Origin of the sequence: Paraburkholderia unamae, assembly GCF_003096875.1 — a bacterium.
GTDB lineage: Bacteria > Pseudomonadota > Gammaproteobacteria > Burkholderiales > Burkholderiaceae > Paraburkholderia > Paraburkholderia unamae.
Genome location: NZ_QEOB01000004.1, coordinates 462,924 through 484,944 on the forward strand (window position 1 = coordinate 462,924; position 22,021 = coordinate 484,944).

The 22,021-nt window shown below is 67.1% G+C and carries 21 protein-coding genes; 19 read left to right on the top strand and 2 right to left on the bottom strand.

Features of this window, described 5'->3' with window-relative positions; translation table 11 throughout:
- Positions 1-28: 28 nt before the first annotated feature.
- Positions 29-304, bottom strand: a complete 276-nt coding sequence (locus C7402_RS11475; RefSeq protein ID WP_112170693.1) for a phenol hydroxylase subunit — start codon at positions 302-304, stop codon at positions 29-31.
- A gap of 383 nt (positions 305-687) precedes the next feature.
- Here C7402_RS11475 and C7402_RS11480 point away from each other — a divergent pair, with 383 nt between their 5' ends.
- Entirely contained in the window at positions 688-2,556 is a 1,869-nt protein-coding gene (locus C7402_RS11480; protein ID WP_244314814.1) for a sigma-54-dependent Fis family transcriptional regulator, read from the top strand.
- 37 nt (positions 2,557-2,593) lie between these two features.
- On the opposite strand, the gene C7402_RS11485 is transcribed toward C7402_RS11480, so the two are convergent.
- Complete coding sequence (locus tag C7402_RS11485; RefSeq protein ID WP_116610719.1) at positions 2,594-2,866, bottom strand: hypothetical protein; 273 nt, start codon at positions 2,864-2,866, stop codon at positions 2,594-2,596.
- A gap of 292 nt (positions 2,867-3,158) precedes the next feature.
- Between C7402_RS11485 and C7402_RS11490 the strand changes: the two genes are divergently transcribed.
- The 18 genes from C7402_RS11490 (at position 3,159) to C7402_RS11575 (ending at position 21,983) form a co-directional block, all read left to right on the top strand.
- Entirely contained in the window at positions 3,159-3,947 is a 789-nt protein-coding gene (locus C7402_RS11490; protein ID WP_116610720.1) for a COG4705 family protein, read from the top strand.
- Between the two features lie 150 nt (positions 3,948-4,097).
- Positions 4,098-4,760 (top strand): response regulator transcription factor, encoded by a 663-nt coding sequence (locus C7402_RS11495; protein WP_112170351.1) that lies wholly within the window; start codon positions 4,098-4,100, stop codon positions 4,758-4,760.
- A 213-nt stretch (positions 4,761-4,973) separates the two neighbouring features.
- Positions 4,974-5,510 carry a type VI secretion system contractile sheath small subunit gene (tssB, locus tag C7402_RS11500; protein ID WP_116610721.1) on the top strand — a complete coding sequence of 179 codons (537 nt, stop codon included), beginning with the start codon at positions 4,974-4,976 and terminating at the stop codon, positions 5,508-5,510.
- 53 nt (positions 5,511-5,563) lie between these two features.
- Positions 5,564-7,075, top strand: coding sequence for a type VI secretion system contractile sheath large subunit (gene tssC / locus C7402_RS11505; protein ID WP_112170349.1), 1,512 nt, complete (start codon positions 5,564-5,566; stop codon positions 7,073-7,075).
- 89 nt (positions 7,076-7,164) lie between these two features.
- Positions 7,165-7,656: an Hcp family type VI secretion system effector gene (locus C7402_RS11510; RefSeq protein WP_112170348.1), complete on the top strand. Its 492-nt coding sequence runs from the start codon at positions 7,165-7,167 to the stop codon at positions 7,654-7,656.
- 80 nt (positions 7,657-7,736) lie between these two features.
- A complete protein-coding gene (gene tssE, locus C7402_RS11515) occupies positions 7,737-8,201 on the top strand; it encodes a type VI secretion system baseplate subunit TssE (RefSeq protein ID WP_116610722.1) in 465 nt (154 codons plus the stop codon).
- Entirely contained in the window at positions 8,194-9,969 is a 1,776-nt protein-coding gene (gene tssF, locus C7402_RS11520; protein WP_116610723.1) for a type VI secretion system baseplate subunit TssF, read from the top strand. The genes tssE and tssF overlap by 8 nt, the downstream gene beginning before the upstream one ends.
- Complete coding sequence (gene tssG, locus C7402_RS11525) at positions 9,924-11,057, top strand: type VI secretion system baseplate subunit TssG (protein WP_116610724.1); 1,134 nt, start codon at positions 9,924-9,926, stop codon at positions 11,055-11,057. Before tssF ends, tssG begins: the two co-directional genes overlap by 46 nt.
- A gap of 17 nt (positions 11,058-11,074) precedes the next feature.
- Positions 11,075-13,795: a type VI secretion system ATPase TssH gene (gene tssH, locus C7402_RS11530; RefSeq protein ID WP_116610725.1), complete on the top strand. Its 2,721-nt coding sequence runs from the start codon at positions 11,075-11,077 to the stop codon at positions 13,793-13,795.
- A gap of 5 nt (positions 13,796-13,800) precedes the next feature.
- A complete protein-coding gene (gene tssI / locus C7402_RS11535) occupies positions 13,801-15,729 on the top strand; it encodes a type VI secretion system tip protein TssI/VgrG (protein WP_116610784.1) in 1,929 nt (642 codons plus the stop codon).
- Between the two features lie 7 nt (positions 15,730-15,736).
- Positions 15,737-16,489 carry a toxin-antitoxin system YwqK family antitoxin gene (locus C7402_RS11540; RefSeq protein ID WP_244314815.1) on the top strand — a complete coding sequence of 251 codons (753 nt, stop codon included), beginning with the start codon at positions 15,737-15,739 and terminating at the stop codon, positions 16,487-16,489.
- A 2-nt stretch (positions 16,490-16,491) separates the two neighbouring features.
- Positions 16,492-16,878 carry a DUF4280 domain-containing protein gene (locus C7402_RS11545; protein ID WP_112170343.1) on the top strand — a complete coding sequence of 129 codons (387 nt, stop codon included), beginning with the start codon at positions 16,492-16,494 and terminating at the stop codon, positions 16,876-16,878.
- Positions 16,879-16,886: 8 nt separating this feature from the next.
- Positions 16,887-17,075 (top strand): hypothetical protein, encoded by a 189-nt coding sequence (locus C7402_RS11550; RefSeq protein WP_208948932.1) that lies wholly within the window; start codon positions 16,887-16,889, stop codon positions 17,073-17,075.
- A 1-nt stretch (position 17,076) separates the two neighbouring features.
- The gene (locus tag C7402_RS11555) at positions 17,077-18,066 is read left to right on the top strand and encodes an ABC transporter substrate-binding protein (RefSeq protein ID WP_112170341.1); all 990 of its coding nucleotides are present in this window, start codon (positions 17,077-17,079) and stop codon (positions 18,064-18,066) included.
- 22 nt (positions 18,067-18,088) lie between these two features.
- The gene (locus tag C7402_RS11560; protein WP_116610726.1) at positions 18,089-19,363 is read left to right on the top strand and encodes a dicarboxylate/amino acid:cation symporter; all 1,275 of its coding nucleotides are present in this window, start codon (positions 18,089-18,091) and stop codon (positions 19,361-19,363) included.
- Positions 19,364-19,372: 9 nt separating this feature from the next.
- A complete protein-coding gene (cuyB, locus tag C7402_RS11565; protein ID WP_116610727.1) occupies positions 19,373-20,074 on the top strand; it encodes a cysteate racemase in 702 nt (233 codons plus the stop codon).
- Positions 20,071-21,492, top strand: coding sequence for a dicarboxylate/amino acid:cation symporter (locus C7402_RS11570; RefSeq protein WP_116610728.1), 1,422 nt, complete (start codon positions 20,071-20,073; stop codon positions 21,490-21,492). The genes cuyB and C7402_RS11570 overlap by 4 nt, the downstream gene beginning before the upstream one ends.
- Positions 21,489-21,983, top strand: a complete 495-nt coding sequence (locus C7402_RS11575; protein WP_244314816.1) for a hypothetical protein — start codon at positions 21,489-21,491, stop codon at positions 21,981-21,983. Before C7402_RS11570 ends, C7402_RS11575 begins: the two co-directional genes overlap by 4 nt.
- Positions 21,984-22,021: the final 38 nt, after the last annotated feature.

Consider the following 22,021-nt stretch of genomic DNA (forward strand, 5'->3'; position numbering starts at 1 on the left):
TTGTCATCGATTGCGCATGCAACGTTGTTTATTCGGCGAGGCCGGGTTGGCCATAACGCCACTTGAGTTCTTCCGCGTCGAGCGCGGCGGCTTCCACGGCGGAAAGCCGCACGACGTCGTGCGTCGCGCAGAACGCGCGATAGTCGGACTCGCGCATCACCAGTTCCACGCAAATGCGCGGGTCGCCAATCGAGAATTCGAACTCGACGAAGCCGTCGGCGCGATGCGCCTTCGTTCGCACATAGCGCCGCGCCACATCGAAGGGCCGTTCCAGCGCGGTGACGAGCGATTGCGGTTTGCTCATTGCCTCCTCCGTTTTGATCCACGCGGCGCTTCGATGTGCTTCGATCTTTTCGTGCAATGCGCCGCGTGGTGTTCCCTATATGCAATGAGCGGGCCAGGGCGCAGCGGGTGGCGAGTGGTGGGCGTAGCGCCGTGAGGGCGAGGCCTTGCGCGTGCGGCGTTTGGCGCGATCGCGCCGCTTGGCGATGGGCGGCGGCAGCCGTCGCGAGGCATGCGGACGGTTCGACCAAATGATCGAATGCCCGGCGTGAGGCCCGAAACCGCTTGCTCAAACGAGCATCGGGGATTACCCGCAGCGCCGGCGGCGGCGCGCGATTGCGTCTTGCGCGGCCAGGCGGCTTCCCCTATCGTGTGGCCGTTCATCGAAGCGGAGAGCAGCGCAGCATGGGTACGCAACACAAGGCGGAGCCAGCGAGGGACCGCACGGGGGATCAGACGGGCGATCAGGCGGGCGATCACACGGGCGGACAGATGAAACTCGTGACGCCCAAGGGCGCGCGCGTGGACAGCCTGCGTTATCCCGACATCGCCGACCTCATGTCGCGCCTGCGCTTCGCGCCCGGCAACGGCCGCATCTGGCTCGACGATCAGCGCATGGTGCTGCTGCACGCACAGTCGCTCGGCACGCTGCGGCGCGAACTCATCGACAGTCTCGGCATCGACGCCGCGCGCGGGCTGCTCACGCGCATGGGCTACAACTCGGGCGCGCGCGACGCGGAACTCGTGGGCAAGGTGCGCGCCGCGAACGACGTGGCCGAGATGTTCGCGGTAGGGCCGCAATTGCACATGCTCGAAGGGCTGACCGAGGTGGAGCCGGTGCGGCTCGAAATCGACGTCGAGAAGGGCCACTACTACGGCGAGTTCCTCTGGAAGGGCTGCGCCGAAGACGAAGAGCACGTGCGCATTTACGGCATTGGCGCGGAGCCCGCGTGCTGGACGCAGATCGGTTACGCGAGCGGCTACACGAGCGTGTTCATGGGGCGGCCGATTCTTTATCGCGAGGTGGAGTGCCGCGCGCTCGGGCAATCGTATTGCCGCATCATCGGCAAGCCGATCGAGGCGTGGGGCGACGAGGCCACCAACGATCTGCGCTTCCTGAAAGCGCAATCTTTCACGCAGGGGCTCGCCGCGAGCGACGAGCACACGCATGCGCTGAGCGGTTACGGCGCGCTCGCGCCGCGCGAAACGCCCACGGCGTTCGGCGACGGCAACATGGTGGGGGCGTCGCCGGGCTTCAATGCCGTTTGCCACATGATCCGGCGCGTGGCGGGCACGCGCGCGACGGTGCTCTTTCTCGGCGAAAGCGGCGTGGGCAAGGAAGTGTTCGCGCGCACGCTGCATCGCATCAGCAAGCGCAGCGAAGGCGCGTTCGTCGCGATCAACTGCGCGGCCATTCCCGAGGCGCTCGTGGAGTCGGAACTCTTCGGCGTCGAGAAGGGCGGCTTCACGGACGCCACGCAAAGCCGGCCCGGGCGTTTCGAGCGCGCCAACGGCGGCACGCTCTTTCTCGACGAGATCGGCATTCTCACCATGACGGCGCAGGGCAAGCTGTTGCGCGCGCTACAGGAAGGCGAGATCGAGCGCGTGGGCGACACGCAAACGCGGCGTGTGGACGTGCGCGTGGTGGCGGCCACCAATCTCGACCTGCGCGACGAAGTGCGCGCGGGGCGCTTTCGCGAGGACCTCTTTTTCCGGCTCAACGTGTTTCCGGTGCGCGTGCCTTCGCTGCGCGAGCGCAAGGAAGACTTGCCGGTGCTGCTCAATCACTTCCTGCGCAAATACCGCGAGCGCCACGGGCGCAACGTCACGGGCTTCACGAGCCGCGCCATCGACGCGATCCTCAGCTACAACTGGCCCGGCAATATCCGCGAACTGGAGAACATCGTGGAGCGCGGCGTGATACTCGCCGCCGACGACGGCGCGATCGACGTGGGCCATCTCTTCATCAGCGGGGAAACCTTCGATCTCTCGGTGTTCGGCGTGGACGAGCACGGCGCGCTGCTGCCCTCCGACAAGCTCAATTTGCTCGCGGGGTCGGAGGACGAAGCGGGGCGCGTCACGCGTCAGGTCACGAGCCTGTTGATGGGCACGGAAAACGAAGGCCCGCCGCTCTCGCTCGACGACATCGAGTCCGCGTTGCTCAAGAGCGCGGTGCGCCAGGCGTCGGGCAACCTCTCGGCGGCGGCGCGCAACCTGGGCATCACGCGCGCACAACTGGTTTACCGGCTCAAGAGCCGCGGTTTGCGGGTGTGATCGAACCGCAGGGGGCGCGCGGCCGAAGCGCCCGCGCTCAATGGTGCGCGAAGAGGCCGTTGCGACCCTCGTTGTGCATGTTCGAGGCATGGTTCGACGCTTGCGTGAAGGCGCGAGACGAACCGGACACCGAAGCATTCGAGGTGCCGCCGCCCTCCATGCCATAGCCCGATGAGTCATTGGCGCGTTGCGTGCCGGACCCCTGCGAAGTGTGTTGCGGCATTTGCGCCGGGGTGGTGCTTTGCGCGAAGGCGGCCGGGGTCAGCACAACGCCGAGCGAAAGAATGGCGGAAACGAGTAGTGCTTTCATGATGTGGACTCCATCGTAGATATTGATTCGTAATCCTGATAAGTGATGCCAGACTGGACACGCCAGGCACGACGCTTGCGGAACGACACGCCATGCTTTTCTGCACGACGTATGTCCCCAGCGTACGCAACCAACCTTAGAGTTTGCTTATGCACAAGCAAGTGGCTCAACTCCGCCTTCAAAGGGCCGCATTCATGCAGCGTGGGTATTCAGCTAAGGTTTAGCTAAGGAAAGGAGCCTTATAGTCGCAGACTGTTCCATTTCGCCCGTCATGTGGCGCAAGGAGTGTCCAATGACTTCCGCTTCACGAACTTTTATCGACCACGCGGTGAGCAAGGTTCCCGCGGTGACGCTCGGCTTCTGGATCATCAAGGTGGCGTGCACCACGCTCGGCGAAACGGGCGGAGACTGGGTGACGATGTCACTGAACCTGGGCTACCTGGTCGGCTCGCTCATCTTTCTCGCGGGCTTCGTCGTGCTGGTTTCGGCGCAGATTCGTGCCCGCAACTTTTATCCCTGGCTCTACTGGGCAACCATCGTCGCCACGACCACGCTCGGCACGACGCTGGCCGATTTTTTCGACCGCTCGCTCGGTGTCGGCTATCCCGGCGGCGTGTCGATCATTCTCCTGTTGCTGATCACGAGCCTGGGCGTCTGGTATCGCGCGGAAGGCACGGTGTCGATCGAGAGCGTCGCGAGCGCGCGCGTCGAATGGTTTTACTGGACCACGATCCTCTTTTCGCAAACGCTGGGCACGGCGCTGGGCGACTGGGTCGCCGGTGAGGATCGCGGCGGCCTGGGCTTGGGCTACGAAATGGGCGCGGTGATCTTCGGCGCGGCACTGGTCGTCGTGGGCCTGCTGTGGCTGTGGCCGCGCGTGTCGCGCACCGCGCTCTTCTGGTTTGCGTTCGTGCTCACGCGCCCGCTCGGCGCGACGCTGGGCGACCTGCTCGACAAGCCCGTGGCGCAAGGCGGCCTGGAATTCAGCCGGCTTTATGCGTCCGTGCTGCTGCTCATCTTCATCGTCGGCTGTATCGCCGTGCTGCCGCAGCGCGCCGCGCGACGCGCAAGCGCCGCCTGAAGCCGATTTTCCATGTCATCTCGAAAACATACTATGATTCGGCTTACGCCGCGCTTGCGGTTAGAACGACAAACGGTGACCCGCGCAACGTAGCCGCATCCCGCCTCAGCTTGCCTCGTCACCCAGAACACGCATATTCGGGGGAAAGCTGTGACAGGCGTATTGCTGATCGATGACCACGCGATGTTCCGTGAGGGCTTGCTGCTCACGATCGCGAAGGCGGACCCGGAACTCACGGTGCACGACGTGGCCAGCGGCCACGCGGCGCTCGCCGCCGTCCACGAGCACGCGGACATCAGCAGCGTGATCATGGACTACTACCTGCCCGACATCGGCGGCGCGGCGCTGGTGAAGGGGCTGCGGCAGTTGCGCCCCGGCGTGCGCATTCTCGTGCTCTCCGCTTCCGAAGACCCCGACGACCGGCAAAACGCGCTCGCGGCGGGCGCGCATGCGTTCGTGCACAAGTCGGCGGACAGCCGCACGCTCGTGAACGCGCTGGCGTGCGTGCGGGCGGGCATGCCGTGGCACGAGGGCGCGACAACGGTCATCCGGGTGCCGCCGCTGACGCCCATGCGCAGCGCCGCGCACACGGACGAGGCCACGCTGCTGAGCACGCTCACGCCGCGCCAGGGCGAGGTGCTGCGCCTCGTGTGCAACGGGCTGCGCAACCGGGAGATCGCCGATCATCTCGGCATGACCGAGCGCACCGTGAAGGCGCACGTTTCCGCCGTGCTCACCGCTCTCGGCGCGCTCAACCGCACGCAGGCCACGCTCATCGCGCGTCGCGGCGGCCTCTTCGGCAAGCCCCAGTAAGTCCCCGCAGTCATCCGTCACGCCTTATCAGGGCCACTACAGGCCAGCGAAGGCCTGTCCACGGCCTTTCCACACGCCTCCCATGCGCTCGCCGATTTTTTTCGGCGACCTGTACTTTAGGCCAATGCGGCCCAAAAACATTCTTCGTAAGATTGCCTGCGCTGCCAGCCAACGGCCAACGCCGGCGGTTTCGGCTTCTTTACGGAGACCAGCATGTCCAATAGCCTGCAAAAGTGGGTGGGACGCAATCGCCCGCCACGTGTTCAGATCACCTACGACGTCGAGACCGGCGACGCGATCGAAAAGCGCGATTTGCCGTTCGTAGTGGGTCTTTTCGCGGATCTTTCGGGTCATCCCGCCGAGCCGCTGCCCAAGCTCAAGGAACGCCGCCTCGTCGAGATCGACCGCGACAACTTCGACTCGATCATGGGCAAGATCCGCCCGCGCCTCGACCTTTCGGTGCCCGACACCGCGAAGGGCGAGGGCAGCCTGCGCCTCGAACTCACGTTCGACAAGTTCGCCGACTTTCATCCGGAAGCCATCGTGCGCCAGGTGCCGCGCCTCGCGAAGCTGCTCGAAGCGCGCCAGCAACTGCGCGACCTGCTCGCCAAGCTAGACGGCAACGACGAACTCGACTCGATGCTCGAGCGCATCGTGCAAAGCTCGGAAGAACTGAAGCAGGTGCAAAGCCAGGCACAGTCGGGCGAAGGCCTCGCGGCCCACGCCGTGCCGGAAGCGCCGGCCGCATAACAGGCACAGCCACGGTCGTTGCGGGCGCAACGGCATCAATCGGGGGTAGGGAAATGACCAGCAACACGGCGGCCGATATTGCGGCCAGCGAAGGCACAGTCACGCTCGAAGCGGCCGGAGAAAGCGGGCTGAGCCTGCTGGAGCGCATCGTTCAGGAAGGCAACATGGCGGTCGAGCCTTCGCAGCGGGTGTATGCGAAGCAGTTGATCGGCCAGCTCGCCTCGCAGATTCTCGACGAAGGCATGCGCACGAGCCCGGACAAGAGCGTCGTGGCGATGATCAACGAACGCGTGGCCGAAATCGACGCGCTGCTCTCGGACCAGCTCAACGCCATCATGCACGACCCGGCGTTCCAGGCGCTGGAGGCTTCGTGGACCGGCCTGCACGACATGGTGTACGGCACGGAAACGGGCAGCAACCTCAAGCTGCGCCTCCTGAACGTCACGAAGAAGGAACTGCTCAAGGATCTCGAATCCGCCGTCGATCACGACATGAGTCTGCTGTTCAAGAAGATCTACGAAGAGGAGTACGGAACGTTCGGCGGTTATCCGTATTCGCTCCTGCTCGGCGACTACACGTTCGGCCGCGACCCGCAGGACATCGCGCTGCTCGAACGCATGTCGAAGGTGGCCGCCGCTGCGCACGCGCCGTTCATCGCCGCCGCCGCGCCGAGCCTCTTCGACCTCAAGTCGTTCACCGACCTGGGCGTTACGCGCGACCTCTCCAAGACCTTCGAGAGCGCCGAGCTTGCGGGCTGGCGCGGTTTTCGCGAGACGGAAGATTCGCGCTACGTGTCGCTCGTGCTGCCGTCCTATGCGGCGCGCCAGCCCTACGGCGCGAAGACGAATCCGCTCGAAAACCTGAATTTCGAGGAGGACGTGGACGGCACCGACCACAGCAAATACCTGTGGGCGAACTCGGCGTGGCTGCTGGGCCTGCGCATCACCGACGCCTTTGCGAAGTACGGCTGGGCCACGGCAATTCGCGGCGTGGAAGGCGGCGGCCGCGTGGAAGGGCTCGTTGCGCACACGTACACGACGGGCGAGGGCGACGTGGTGCTGAAGTGCCCGACCGAAGTGACGATCACCGACCGCCGCGAGAAGGAACTGAGCGACCTGGGCTTCATTTCGATCGTGAATTCGAAGGGCTCGAACTCGGCCACGTTCTTCGGCAGTCAGACCGTCAACAAGCCGAAGGTCTACAACAAGGACGCGGCGAACGCCAACGCGCAGCTTTCCGCGCGCCTGCCCTATGTGCTGGCCGCTTCGCGCTTCGCGCACTACATCAAGGTGATCATGCGCGACAAGGTCGGCTCGTTCCAGTCGCGCGCCGATATCGAGAACTACCTGAACAACTGGATCGCCGACTACGTGCTCATCAATCCGTCGGCATCGCACGCGCAGAAGGTCAGTTATCCGCTGGGAGAAGCGCGTGTGGACGTGACGGAGGTGCCGGGCAAGCCGGGCGCCTATCGCGCGACCTGCTTCCTGCGTCCGCATTTCCAGATGGAAGAACTGACTGCGTCGATCCGGCTTGTCGCCGAATTGCCCGCAGCGGCCGCCTAAGCCGCGCCACGAACGAGGGTTGGACGCTGCACGGTTGCGCGGGGGCGCGCCGTGTGGGGCCACGCATCATAGATTGAACGGGGGACCACATGGATACGATTCTGCTTGAACTGAAGGACATCAAGGGCAATTCCAGGCTCGACGAGCACACCGACAAGATCATCATCGAGAGCTTTTCGTTCGGGCTCGCCCTGCCGATTTCGCCCGATCCGGCCAAGAGCGAGCGCACGCTCGGCCGGCCGTCGTTCAACGAGGTGGGGATCGCCAAATACTCGGACCAGTCCACGCCCGCGCTTTATAGCGCCTGCGCGGCGGGCACGAAGCTCGGCGACGCAACGGTGCTCGTCGGGCGCAACGAGGCCGGCAAGTTCATGCTGCACATGAAATACGTGCTCAAGAACGCGATGATCTCCGTGATCAACAGTTCCGCGGGCGGCGCGATGATGGACAACCTCTCGATCAACTTCACGCAGGTCACCGCCGAATACACGCAGCAGGACACGACGGCGGACAAGAAGGGCACCGCCGCCTTCGGCTGGGATCTGGCAACCAACAAGGCCATCACGCCGCCCAAGAGCTGAAGCGTGCGGCGTCGCGGGGCGGATCGTGAGCGATCGGTCCCGCGCGTCGTGAAACGCACGAGCACGAGCGTCATCACGAGATGTCGGCCATCGACAACGGTACACCCATGCCTCTTTTCGACCGGCTTGGTGCGCAAGGCGAAGCGTACCTGCCGGACGAGGACGCGTTGCGCGCGTCGATCGCACGCGATCTGGCGCGGCTCCTGAACACGCGCGCACGCCAGCCTTACGAAGCGTGGCTCGCGGGAGACGGCAGCGCGATCGACTATGGCTTGCCCGACTTCTCGGCGCGCACCTTGCGTTCGGGCGCGGACCGCGAAGCCATCGCCGCCGCGGTCGCGCGCGCGATCGCGTGGTTCGAACCGCGCCTCGTCGACGTCGCCGTGGGTTTCAACGAAACGGATCGTCATGCCAACGATGCGGTGCTCGCCATCCGCGCCACGATGCGCGCGGGCGAGCGCATCAGTCATGTCGCGTTCGAGCTCGCCGGGGGCGCGCTTTCGATCGCCGACCCGTCACCCGACCCGCGCAACGATCATGGCTGAAACCGTGTCCGACGACATTCTCCATTACTACAAGCGCGAACTCGCCTATCTGCGCCACGAAGGCGCGGACTTCGCCGCGCGCTATCCGAAAGTCGCCGCACGCCTGGGCCTGCACGGCGCGGAATCGCTCGACCCGCACACCGAACGCCTGATTGAGGCGAGCGCGTTTCTCGCCGCGCGCGTGCACCGCGATCTCGACCAGACGTTCCCGCAAGTGGCCTCGGCGTTGCTGGAAAACGTATGTCCCTCGCTCGTGCAGCCGGTGCCTTCCATGACGATTGCGCAATTCGAGCTCGACCCGAGCCAGGGCAAGGTGACAGCGGGCTTTCCCGTGCCGCGTCACACCGGGCTGCACGCGCGCGCCGAAACGGGTGACGTGTGCCGCTTTCGCACCGCGTGGGACACGACGCTGTGGCCGCTGCGAATCGCCGACGCGAGCCTGGGCGACGACGCCACGCTGCGCCTGCATCTCGCCTGCGAGGCGGGCGTGCACTGCAACGAACTGGAACTCGACAGCCTGCGCATTCACCTGCACGGCGACTGGATGACGACGATGCCGCTCTATGAGTTGCTCGCGCCAGGCGTGTCGGACATCGCGTTGCGTGAGCCGAACGGCGCGGCCGTGCCGTTGCGCCGCGCGGCGTGGTGCGAAGTGGGCTACGCGCCCGAGCACGCCGTGCTGCCGCTGCCGCCCCACGCGCAGCCGGCATACGGACTCATGCAGGAGTACTTCGCGTTTCCACGCAAGTTCCACTTCTTCGACCTGCTGTTGCCCGACGGCTTGCCGGTAGCGGGCCCAGGCTGCGAAATCGTGCTCCGCCTCAACGGCTCGCCGCGCGGGCTCGCGGCGATCGGCGCGCAGCATTTCCGGCTCGGTTGCACGCCCGTGGTCAATCTGTTCGCGCAGACGAGCGAGCCCATCGCTATCGATCATCGTCACTACGAGTACCGGCTCGTGGCGGACCGGCAGCGCGAGGCGGTCACGGAAATCCACTCGGTCGTTTCGGTCGTGGCAAGCGATCCCACCAGGGCGAGCGCCGAGACGATTCCCTCGTTTGCCGCAGCCGATTACACGGATGCCCATGCGGGCGCGAACGGCGCGACGCCCTGCTGGGTGGCGCGGCGCGAGCGCAGCCTGCGCGGTGACATCGCGGGCACGGACACGTATCTGAGTTTCGTCGATGCGGGTCCCCGCTGGCGCTCGCCGCAAGGCCCGGTCGTCTACGCGAACGTGCTGTGCACGAACCGGCGCCTCGCGCAGCAGTTGAGCGTGGGCGCGCGCATGAGCGTGGAGCGCGCCGCGCCGAACGTGCGCGTGCGCTGCCTTTACGAGCCCACCGCGCAGCGCACGCCGCCGCTCGGCAGCGAAACGCTATGGCGGCTCGTCTCCCTGCTCACGCTCAATCACCAGTCGCTCGTGAGCGGCGCGACCGGGCGGCGCCAGGTGCAGGACCTGTTGCGCCTGTTTGCGTCCGATCGCGCGCGCGAACAGGACCAGATTCGCGGGCTCAAGAGTCTGCATGCGCGCAGCGTGAACGCGCATCTGGGAACCGAGGCATGGCGCGGCTACTGCCGGGGCACCGAAGTGGCCGTGGAGTTCGACGCCGACGCGTTCGTCGGCGGCTCGCCGCTGCTGATGGGCGCGGTGCTCGCGCGCTTCTTCGCGCTTTACACATCGATCAATTCCTTCGTGCGGCTCGTGGTGCGCCGCGGAGACGAGACATGGAAGCAATGGGAACCGATGACCGGCTGCCAGCCGCTCGTCTGATCGCCCGCCTGCGCGCCCACCCTCAGGGCTTCGACCTGTTCCAGGCCATCAACCTGCTGGAGCGGGCCACGCCGTGGGCCAATCCGCCCGGACATGGTGACGGCGCGCGCGAAGCGATTCGCCTCAAGGGGCATGTGTCGCTCGCGTTCGAGGCGAGCGACGTGCGCCGCGTGCGTGAGCGTGGAACGAGCGCACACGCGCGCGGCGAGAGAATCGATGATACGGATAGCGAATCAATTGGCGGGCGCGAAGGAAAGCCGGAATACGTGCTTTCCACGCCCGCAATGACGCTCGCCGGAGCGGGCGGACCGCTCCCTTTGCCGTTCACGGAGATGGTGCTCGCTCACCGCGCGGCGCGCGACGAGGCGAGCGCCGACCTGCTCGACATCCTGAATCACCGCTTTCTGTCGTTCCTTTACCGCAGCCGCAAGAAACACACGCCCGCGCTCAATTGGCGCTCACCGCTGGCTTCGCCGCTCGCCGCGTGTCTCGACGCGCTCGGCAATCTCGGGCTCGATGCACAGGGCCAGGGCCAGGGCGAGGCTGGCGGCTCCGGACGCGCGCAGCTCTGGCTGCGTCACGCGGGGCTTTTCAGCGCGGCGCCGCGTTCGATGAGCGGCCTGCTCGCCGTGCTGGGCGACCGGCTCGGCCTGCGCGTGACGGGCGAATCGTTCGTGGGCCGCTGGCGCGAGGTCGAAGCGCAGGACGCGTTGCGGTTGACCGGTTCCACGCGCAGCGGCCAGGCGCCACGGCTTGGGCGCGCCTGCGTGCTTGGCCGCCGCGCGTGGGATCAGCACGCCGGTATCCGCATGGCGTTTTTCGATGTGCCGCCCGAACGCTTCGCCGCGCTGCTGCCGGGCGGCGAGGCGCACGCGCTGGCTGTCTGGCTCGTGCGGCGTCACGCGCAGCAGGACCTCGACGTCGAGTTCGTGCTGCATGCCGCGCCGCGCCGCGCGGCGTGCACGCTCGGCGGGCATGAGGCGGCACGGCTTGGCTGGACGTCGTGGCTCGGCGGTGCGGCGCGAGCCAGCCAACCCGCACCCGTGAGATTCAACGCGCGCGCCGCTGGCGGCGCGGCACACGCATAACCGTTAGGCGACCCCGGATGGAAATCGATATTCGCACCTTGCTCAGCCGCCTGAATCCCGCATGCAAACATGCGATGGAGCAGGCCGCCCAACTGTGCGTGCGGCAGACACACTTCAGCGTGGATATCGAGCACTTGCTGCTCACGCTGCTCGAAACCGAAGCGCCGGACCTGCGGGCGATCCTCGCGCATTTCGGCGTCGGGCGCGCGGGCCTCGTTTCGCATCTGCAAAAAACGGTCGAATTGTTCAAGCGCGGCAACGGCCGCACGCCTTCACTCTCGCCGAACCTTTCGCCGCTGTTTCAGGAAGCGTGGTTGCTAAGCTCGATGCTGCTCGGCGAGCAACAGATCCGCTCGGGCACGCTCACGCTCGCGTTGCTCGAAGTGGACAGCCTGCGCGGCTTGCTGCTCGAATCGGCGCCCGCGCTGCTGAAGATTCCGCGCGCGCATCTGCGCGAAGGCCTGCGCGGGATTCTCGCGGGTTCGGCTGAAGATGCGGGAGGCGCGTCGAGCGATCTGCCTTCTGCGGGGACGCAGGCCGCTCAAAGCGGTGAAGTTCCGGCCAGCCAGACCATGCCGACACTCGGGGCCGGCCCCGCAATCCACTCGCAGCGCGCGCTCGATCTCTACGCGGTGGACCTCACCGCGCTCGCACGCGCGGGCGCGATCGATCCCATTCGTGGCCGCGACGCTGAAATCCGGCAGTTGATCGACGTGCTGCTGCGCCGCCGCCAGAACAACCCCATCCTCACGGGCGAGGCCGGCGTGGGCAAGACGGCCGTGGTGGAGGGCTTCGCGCAGCGCATCGTGCAGGGCGAAGTGCCGCCCGCGCTGGCGAACGTTTCCGTGCGCTCGCTCGATCTCGCGCTGCTACAGGCGGGCGCGGGCGTGAAGGGCGAGTTCGAGAGCCGCCTGAAGTCGGTGATCGCCGAGGTGAAGGCCTCGCCCGCGCCGGTGATCCTCTTTATCGACGAGGCGCATCAACTGATCGGCGCGGGCGGCAGCGAAGGGCAAGGCGACGCCGCCAATCTGCTCAAGCCGGCGCTCGCGCGCGGCGAGTTGCGCACGATCGCGGCCACGACTTGGGCCGAATACAAGAAGTACGTGGAACGCGACCCCGCGCTTGCGCGCCGTTTCCAGGTGGTCAAGGTCGAGGAGCCGGGCGAGCCGGCGGCCGTGGACATGCTGCGCGGCATGGTGGACAAGCTCGAAGCTCATCACGGCGTGGAGATTCTCGACGACGCCGTACGCGACGCCGTGCGGCTCTCGCATCGGTATATCTCGGGCCGCCAGTTGCCCGACAAGGCGATCAGCGTGCTCGACACGGCCTGCGCACGCGTGGCGATCGGTCAAAGCGGCGTGCCCGAGGAGATCGAGGCACTCGGCCGCTCGATCGAGACAGCCGAGAACCAGTTGCGCATTCTGCGCCACGAGGCGGCCACGGGCGCGATGCGCGCCGAGGCGATGGCGGCCACCCAGCGGCAGTTGCGCGACGAGCGCGAGCAGCATGCAAGGCTCACCGAAAAGTTCGGCACGGAAAAGCGCGCGGTGGACGAGATTCTCGCGTGGCGGCGCAAGATCGCCGAACAGTTGGCGAGCGTCACGGATGAAGGCACGAGTGACGACCATGAGGATGCCGAAACGTTGGCCACCACGTTGCGCCGGCTGGAGAAGGGCCTCGAAGCCGTGCAGAACGACGAGCCCTTGGTGCCCGTGTGCGTGGACTCGGCCGTCGTGGCCGAGGTGATCTCGGGCTGGACCGGCATTCCCGTGGGCCGCATGCTCGCCGACGAACTGCATACCGTGCTGCACCTCCAGGAAAAGCTCGCCGAGCGCGTGGTGGGCCAGGACGAGGCGCTCGACACCATTGCGCGCCGCGTGCGCACGTTCCGGGCCGACCTCGACGATCCGGGCAAGCCCGTGGGCGTGTTCATGCTCGTGGGGCCGAGCGGCGTGGGCAAGACCGAAACGGCCTTCGCGCTCGCCGAACTGCTCTACGGCGGCGAGCGCAACGTCATCACCGTGAACATGTCCGAGTTCCAGGAGGCGCATAGCGTCTCGGGCCTCAAGGGCGCGCCGCCGGGCTATGTGGGCTACGGGCGCGGCGGCGTGCTGACCGAGGCGGTGCGGCGTCGCCCGTACAGCGTCGTGCTGCTCGACGAAATGGAAAAGGCGCACCCGGACGTGCTCGAACTGTTCTTCCAGGTGTTCGACAAGGGCATCATGGAGGACGGCGAGGGCGTGCCCATCGACTTCAAGAACACGCTCATCCTGCTCACCTCGAACGCGGCGCAGGACGTCATTACCGACGCGTGCCACGGCGGCCGCAGGCCCGCGCCGCAGGCGCTCGTCGAACGGCTGCGGCCGCCGCTGCTGCGCCAGTTCAGTCCGGCGTTTCTCGGTCGGCTCGCGATCGTGCCGTACTATCCGCTCGGCGACGCGCAAATCGCCGCCATTGTCGAACTCAAGCTTGCGCGCATCGCACAACGTTTTGAGCGCAACCATCACGCAACGCTCACGTGGGACGATGCGCTCGCCCAGGAGATCGTGCAACGCTGCAAGGAAGTGGACAGCGGCGCGCGCAATGTCGATCACATTCTGGCCCAGGCCGTGCTCCCCGAACTGGCGCAGCGTGTGCTGGAGCGCATTTCGCTCGCGGAGCCGTTTGGCGGCGTGCATCTCGCGCTCGACGCGGTGGGCGGCATGGCGTTCCACTTCACCGACGCGCGCGGAGCATGATGGCCATGGCGCGCACGATCACGCAGGCGGGTTCGTTTCTCTCGGTCTCGACGCCGTTTGGCGAAGATGTCCTGCTGCTCGACGGCTTCAGCGGACGCGAGGCGATCTCCGAGTTGTTCCGCTTCGAGTTGCGCATGCGTTCGCTGAACAAGGCGCTCGACGCCGCGCGCATTGTCGGCCAGATCGTGACGGTCACGCTGCAATCGCCGGGCGGCCCCGTGCGTTGCTTTAGCGGCATGGTGGTGCGCTTCGCGCATGCGGGCACGGACTCGCAGCACGGCTTCTACTCGGCCGAGCTTGCGCCGCGCGTGTGGCTGCTCACGCTCGGGCGCGACCGCGTGATTCATCAGCATAAAAGCGTGCCGGAGATCGTGAAGACCGTGCTGGACGCAGCGGGCGTGCAGTACGAGTCGCGCTTGAGCGGCACGGCCTACGCACAGCGCGAATACTGCGTGCAGTACGACGAGAGCCCGTTCGCTTTTATTTCGCGGCTGATGGAAGAGGAAGGCATTTTCTACTTCTTCACGTTCGCGAACGGCGCGCACACGCTCGTGCTGGCCGACAGCGCCGCGGCCCACCACACCGACGCGACCAGCGCGCGACTCTACTTCTCGACCACCGCAAGCGCGAGCGGCGAGCCGAACCGCGTGAGCGAGTTCGAGATGACGCACCGACTCGTCGCGCACGATCACGTGCTCGGCGACTACGATTTTGCCAACGCGTCGCCTTCGAAGACCGGGCCCGTCACGCCCGCGACGGCACCGGAGGGACGCCGCTACACGTTCCCCGGCAAATACGCCGATGCGGCCGAAGGCGAGCGCAAGGCCGCCGTGCGACGCGCGGCCTGCGAGGTCGCGCAGCAAGCGGGCAGCGGCGCGTGCGACTGCTACAGCCTCGCCGCGGGCACGCGTTTCACGCTGGCGGATCATCCCGGCGGCGACGCGCTCAATACGGGCTACGTCGTGCGCGCGGTGACGCACGACGCCTCGCACCACGGCTACGTCAATCGCTTCGAGGCGTTTCTTCAGGCCACGCCGTTTCGCGCGCCCTGCGTGACGCCGCTGCCGGTCGTGGCGGGCACGCATACGGCGAAGGTCGTGGGCCTGGCGGGCGAGGAAATCTGGACCGATGCCTACGGCCGCGTGAAGCTCAAATTCCACTGGGACACCACGCCGGACGCCGATCAGGACAGCTCATGCTGGGTGCGCGTGCAGCAGGCGTCGGCGGGCAATGGCTGGGGCGTGCTGTTTTTGCCGCGCGTGGGCCAGGAAGTGGTGGTGAGCTACGTGGACGGCGACCCCGACCGTCCGCTCGTGACGGGCGCGGTCTACAACGGGCAGAACGTCACGCCGGTGGCATTGCCGGACTCGCATACGCAAAGCGTGCTGCGTTCGCGTTCGTCGAAGAACGGCGCGGCGGGCAACGAGATCCGCATGGAAGACCGCATGGGCGCGGAGGAACTCTATCTGCATGCACAGCGCGATATGAACGTCGCGATCGAACAGGCGCTCACGACCACGGTGATCGCGGGCGCGGAAACGCACGTGGTGAAAGCGGGCGATCGCAGCGTCGACGTGCAAACGGGCAACGAGCGCCACACGGTGAAGGGCCAGCGAACGCTCGAAATCGGCGCGGAGGAAACGCACACGAACCACGCGAGCTACACGCAGGAGACCGGCGGCGACCATACGCTGCGCGTGAGCGGCAATCTGGTGATCGACGTGAGCGGCTCGATCACGATCCAGTCGGGCGGGGCCTTCACGTTGAAATCGGGCGCGGCGTTCGCCGCCGAGGCGGCGACCTCGTTCGGCCAGAAAGCGGGCACGAGCCTCACCGTGGAAGGGCTCACCATCGAACACAAGGCGTCGGCCACGCAGACGGTCGACGGCGGTGGCCTGCTCGCCCTCAAGGGCGGCCTTGTGAAGCTGAATTGAGCGCGCGATGAGCGAGATCCACACCACCGTGAAGCCCTTGAATCCGCATGACGATGGCGCAACGCAGGCGCGCGAGGCGTCGACCGTGGTCGAGGAGCGCGACGCCGCAGGCCGGCTCGTGAGCCGCACCACGTTCGCGGGCGGCGTGCCGCACGGGCCCATGTTGCGCTATCAGCAGGACGGCTCGCCGCACGTGGAAGCCGGCTTTGCGCACGGCTTGCTCTCGGGCCCGTTCCGGATTTTCGATGCACAAGGCACGCTGTTGCAGGAGTCGCACTACGAGGCGGGCAAGCTGCACGGCGTGGTGTCGCGTTACCAGGACGGGCGGCTCGCGAGCCAGCAGCATTACGCGGGCGGCGTGCTGCACGGCCCGAGCCTCTGCGTGTGCCCGGCCGGGCTGGTGAGCGCGCGCCTGCACTACGAAGCGGGGCAACTCACGCGCGAAGCCGTGTTCCTGCACGACGGCGCAGTGGTGCGGCGCGCGCCCTATGCGCATGGGCGGCTCGATGGCGAGGCCGGCGACTACGCGCGCGACGGCAAGCTCATGCAATCCACGCCGTATCGCGCGAACCTGCTGCACGGCACGGTGCGCCGCTACGCACAGGACGGCAGCGTGCAGGAATCGCGCCGCTACGACATGGGCAAGCCTCAGGAGGCATGGCAAGCGGCGGACGCCCCGCGCGAGGCGGCAAGCCATGAAGCGGCTGACAAAGCCTCCGCACCGATGCTGCGGCAGTTCGAGAAATGGGTAAGGGGCTAACCATGGCGATGCTCGTGACGGCCGGCTCGGCCTTGCAATGCAGTTTCGGCACCTCGCCCGCCGCGCTTGCCGTGCTGCCGGTCAGCGGCGTGACGGCGGGCACGCCCGCCGCGACGGTCATGGACCACGCGGCCATTCTCAACGTGCTGCCGTTCGGCATGTGCTGTTGCGCAGCGAATCCGGCCGTGATCGGTGCGACGGCCGCCGCGCTCGGGGTGTTCACGCCCATGCCGTGCGTGCCCGTCACGCCCGCGCCGTGGCTGCCGGGCTCGCCCACGGTGCTGGTGGGCGGCGTGCCTGCCTTGCAGAACGATTCGAAGCTCATCTGCGCATGGGGTGGCGTGATCCAGGTCGCCGCCCCGGTGCAGTTTTCCACCCAGCTTCCATGAGGGCGATGGTGAACCCGTACGTTTTCTCGATGACCTCGCGCATGGTGACGATCGTCGCCGCCTGCACGCTGCTGCTGTGCGCGTTGCTGTTCCTGCTGGGTGTCCAGATCGGCGCGCGGTACTTCTCGCAGCCGGCTCCGGTGGCATCGTCGGCGGCTGCTCCCACGGCCGCTTCCTCTTCTTCAAGCAATCCCTGATATGCGCACCATCCTTGACGTGGCGGTCTCGTTCGCCGCCTCCCGATCCGCTTCACGATCCGCTGCGCGCCTCGCCTGCGCACTGAGCGTGATGCTCGGCTTCGCGCTGTCCGCATCTGCATGGGCCGGTGCCGCCGCGCCCATTTCCGTGGGCGTGATCGCGGCCGTGCCCGCCGCGAGCGCCGCGTTGCCCGCGCCGGTGCAGGTGCAGCGCGTCACCTCGACAGGCCTCGTGCAGTTGCCGGACGGCCGCCTGCTCGCCCCCGAATTCGCGCGCATCGCGCAACGCGGCGAACTGGTGGTGGCGGTGCTGGGCATCGACCAGCCGCCGTTCTTCGAGACGCGCGAAGGGCAGTTGAGCGGCCTCGACATCGATCTGGCGCACGAGATCGCGCAAAAGCTCGGCGTGAAGGTGCGCTTCGACCGCGACGCGAACAGCTTCGACGGCGTGGTGAACCTGCTGGCCACAGGTCAGGCCGACCTGGCCATCAGCAAGCTCTCGCGCACGCTGCCGCGCGCGCAGGTCATCAGCTTCAGTACACCTTATCTTCGCCTGAAGCGCGCGCTGCTGCTCAACCGCGTGAAGTTCGCGCAACTCGCGCAAGGGCGCGCGGTGCCCGACGTGATTCGCGCCTACGACAGCACGATCGGCGTCGTCGCGCGTTCCTCATACGCGGAATACGTGACGACCAATTTCCCGCACGCACAGGTGCGCACCTATCCCACCTGGGAGGCGGTGCTCAAGGCGCTCGACAGCGGCGAGGTGACGGCGGCGTATCGCGACGAGTTCGAAGTCAAGCGCGTGCTGAAGCGGGACCCGACCGCTTCGCTGCGCCTGCGCGTCGTCACGCTAGACGACCTCGAAGACTCGCTCGCCATCGGCGTGAGCATTGCCGACACGGCGCTGCTTGCGTTCGTCAACCAGTTTCTCGCCGAGCGCACGAGGCGCTTCGACATCAGCACCGTGCTGCAATCGACCCACCGCCCGTGATGCGATCCACCCGAGTCCCGCGATGAACTTCAGCAGAATCTACGCTTTCGTATTGAACCCCTGGGTCGTGATCGGCAGTCTCGCGCTTGGCGGCGCGCTCGGGCTCGCGTTGCCCGAGGCGTCCCAGAAGCTCGCCCTGATCGGCGATATTTATGTGGGACTGCTCAAGATGACCACGCTGCCGTTCATGATATCGGCCGTGATCTTCAGCCTGCAACGGCTCTTTCGCGACGGCGGCGCTTCGCGCCTGCTCGTGCGCGTGGTGGGCGTGTTCGCGGGCGCTTCGGCCATCGTCGCCCTGGTGGGCGCGGCGGTGCTGCTCGTGCTGCATCCGGGCGCGAATCTCTCCAGCGCGACGATGCAGGCGTTCGGCCTGATGATCGGCAACGACCCCGCCGCCGGCGACACGACGATGAACCTCTACGGCGCGGACACGCCGCCGACGTCGCTCAGCTTCTCCGACGTGCTCACGAGCCTCGTGCCGACCAATATCTTCGCCGCGCTCGCGAGCGGCGACGCGCTCAAGACGCTGGTGTTCGCGCTCTTGTTCGGGTTGGCGGTCGGACGCGTGCCCGAGCGCATCTCGACGGGCCTGAGCCAGTCGCTCGAAACGATCTATCACGCGTGCCAGAAGCTCATGCACTGGTTGAGCTACCCGCTGCCGCTCATCCTCATCTGCATGAGCGCGGCGCAGCTCGGCAAGTCGGGCGTGGGGCCGCTGCACGCCATGCTCCAGTTCGTAGTGGCGTTCTTCGTGGCTTCGGCCGTGCTGGTCGTGCTGGCGGCGGCCATCATCTGGAAGCGCTCCACGCACGGGCTGGGCGCGACGCTCGACGCGTTGCGCGCCCCGTTCGCGCTCGCGCTCGCCACGCGCAACAGCGCCGCCTGCATGCCCAGCATGATCGAAAGCCTGGTCGACGGACTGGGCTTCGCGCGCGCACGTGTGGAACTGCTCGTGCCGCTCACGGTGTCGCTGCTGCGCGTGGGGCCGATGGTCTATTACGTGTGCGCCACGCTGTTCATCGCGCAGCTTTATGGCCACACGCTCGGCGTGGTCGAGGTGGCCACGGTGCTGCTCGCTTCGGTGCTGGCTGGTTTCGCTTCGGCGGGCATGACGGGCCTCGTGACCGTTTCGCTGGTGGGGATGACCTGCGCGTATCTGCGCTTGCCGTTCGAAGCGGCGTTCATCCTGTTCCTGGCAGTGGACCCGCTGTGCGACATGCTGCGCACGCTCATTCTCGTGATCGGCAACGCGGCGGCCGTCGCCGTGATCTGCCCGCGACCGTTGAAGATATAGGAGACCGCAATGGCGCTCATAGGCGTGCTGGGCGGCATGGGACCGCTCGCCACCGTGGATTTCCTCGATCAGGTCGTGCGCCTGACCGGGGCGTCCTGCGACCAGGAACATCTGCCGATGGTGGTCGCGAACCTGCCGCATACGCCCGACCGCTCGCGCGCGATCATCGACGGCGCGGCGGACCCGCTGCCCGCATTGATTGACGGCATCGACCTGCTCAATCGCAATGGCGTGGCGCTGATCGTCATCCCCTGCAATTCCGCGCATCACTGGTATGCACAGCTAAGCGAACGCAGCGCCGCGCCGATCCTGCATATCAGCGAGGCGAGCGTGGCCGCGCTGCCGCGCGAGGCGCGGCGTGTCGCGTTGCTGGCGACGGGCGGCACGCTCGCCTCCGACTTCTATCAGAGCGCGCTCGGCGTGCGCGGCATGGAGCCGGTATTGCCCGGCGCGGCAGCGCAGGCCGACGTGGCCGCGTGCATTGCTGCGGTCAAGGCGGGCGACATCGACGAAGCGGCGGCGCACCTCGGGGCCGCGCTCGCGGCGCTCGCGCAAGAGGACGTGGATGCCGCGTTGATGGCGTGCACGGAAATTCCGCTCGCCGCCCGCGCGCTGCGCGACGCGGCGTTGCCGCTCGTGGACAGCACGCGTGCGCTCGCGCGGGCGACGGTGGATTACGCGCTCGCGCGTGGCTGGAACCGGCCGGTATGAACGTGCTCAAGCCCCTCTCGGGCAGCACGCTCGCGTTGCTCGCGTGCATGGCGGCGGGCGCGCTCTGCGGGCTCGTGGCCGAGCCCGCCGGGGCGCTGGCGTATCTGTTCGGGCAGCTTTATCTCGCGGTCGTCAACATGGCCGCGATGCCGCTGCTCGTGGTCGCGACGTTTTTCGGCCTGCGCCAGGTGTGCGAACTGCCGCGCCCCGCGTGGCGCGTGGGCACGATCGGCGCGCTGGCGCTTGGGCTCATGGTGCTGTGCGGCGTGGCGGGCACGCTCGCAGGGGCGCTGGCGATGCCGGGCGCGCATCTGCCGGAGCACGCCTATGCGACCTTTGGCGAACGCTTGCTCCAAAGCGCGGGCGACGCGCAGGAAGTGGGCGTGACGCTGTTCGACGGCGCGGACGCGGCGGTCTCGCAAACGAGTGCCTATGGCTGGCGCGAGGCCGTGCCCGATAACTTCTACCGCGTGCTGGCGCAAGGGCATCCGCTCGGCATTCTCGCCGGCACGCTGCTGTTCGGGCTCGCGTTCGCGGCGCTCTCGCGCGAACAAACGTCGATGCTCGGCAATGTGTTCGAGGGCGTGTATCGCACGCTCGAAATCATCATCGAGCGCGCCAACCTGCTCATTCCGGTGCTCGCGTTCGGCACGGCCGCGTGGGTGAGCGCGCATACGCCGCCCGCCATGCTTGCGGCGATGGGCAGCTTTCTGGTGTGCTTTCTCGCCTGCGCCGCCGTGCTCGGCGGCGCAGCGACGGCGCTCACCGCGCGGCGTGCCGGGCTGCCGCTCGTGCAGATCGTGGCGAGCCTCAAGGCGCCGCTGCTCGTCGGCCTCACCTCGGGCAGCGCGACGGCGTCGATTCCGCACACCATCGAGGCCATGAGCGCACGGCTCGGGTTCAGTCGCGGCATTGTCGAGCTGATCGTGCCGTTCGGCGCGGTGTTCGTACGCGCGGGCTCCGCGCTCTATTTCTCGCTCGCCACCGTATTCGTGGCGAACCTGTATGACCGGCCGCTCGGTGCGGGCGACTTCGCTGTGATCGCGTTCGCCTCGGTCGGGGCCGCGTTTCTCTCGTCGGGCAAGAGCGGTGTGGCGACCGTGGGTTACATGGGCGTCGTGCTCTCGCTGCTGCAATTGCCTGCCGAAGCGGCGAGCGTGCTGTTCGTCACCATCGACCTGATCTGCGAGGGGCCGCGCAACGTGGTGAGCCTGCTCGCCGTATGCGCCGTGATCGCGCTGGTCTCCGCCGGGCTGCCTTCGGAGCGCGTGATGCCGGAGCCGTTGCGCGCGCAACCACAAGTACGTGCACCGCTGCGCTTCGCGCTCTCGCGCGGGCAGCTCGCGCTGGTGGCGGGCTGCGCGATGACCGTCGCGTCGCTGATCGTTTTGATGGGAATTGGAGTGGGGGCGAAATGACGTTTTGGCATGACCGGTTCGCGTGGTGTGTCCGCCTGCGTGGCATGTGCCTTGGTGTCTGCCTTGGGGCCGCGCTTTCGGGCTGCTCGGTGCTGGGGATGAGCGGCGAGAAGGCCGCGTGGTCCACGCTCACGCTCGCGGCCAGCAACGACGCCAACAACAACAGTCCCGTGGCCGTGGATGTCGTGTTCGTGACCGACGACGCGATGCTCGCGCGCGTGGCCGAACTGCCGGGCGCGAAGTGGTTTGCCTCGCGCGCGACGCTGGCCGCCGCGTTCCCCAAAAGCATTCGCTACAGCAGTTGGGAAGTCGTGCCCGGACAACGTCTGGAAATTCCCGGCGACGCGCTGTCCGGCCCGCGCGTGAAGGCCGCGTTTGTCTTCGCGAGTTATCCGGACCCGGCCGCGCACTGCGTGCGCATCGAAACGTTCAGTGGCCGCCTCGTCGTGCAACTGGACGATCACGCTTTTACCGTATCGACCGCTCAATGACCGTTCAACTTCTCTTTGCCCCTTGCGCCTTGCGTGCC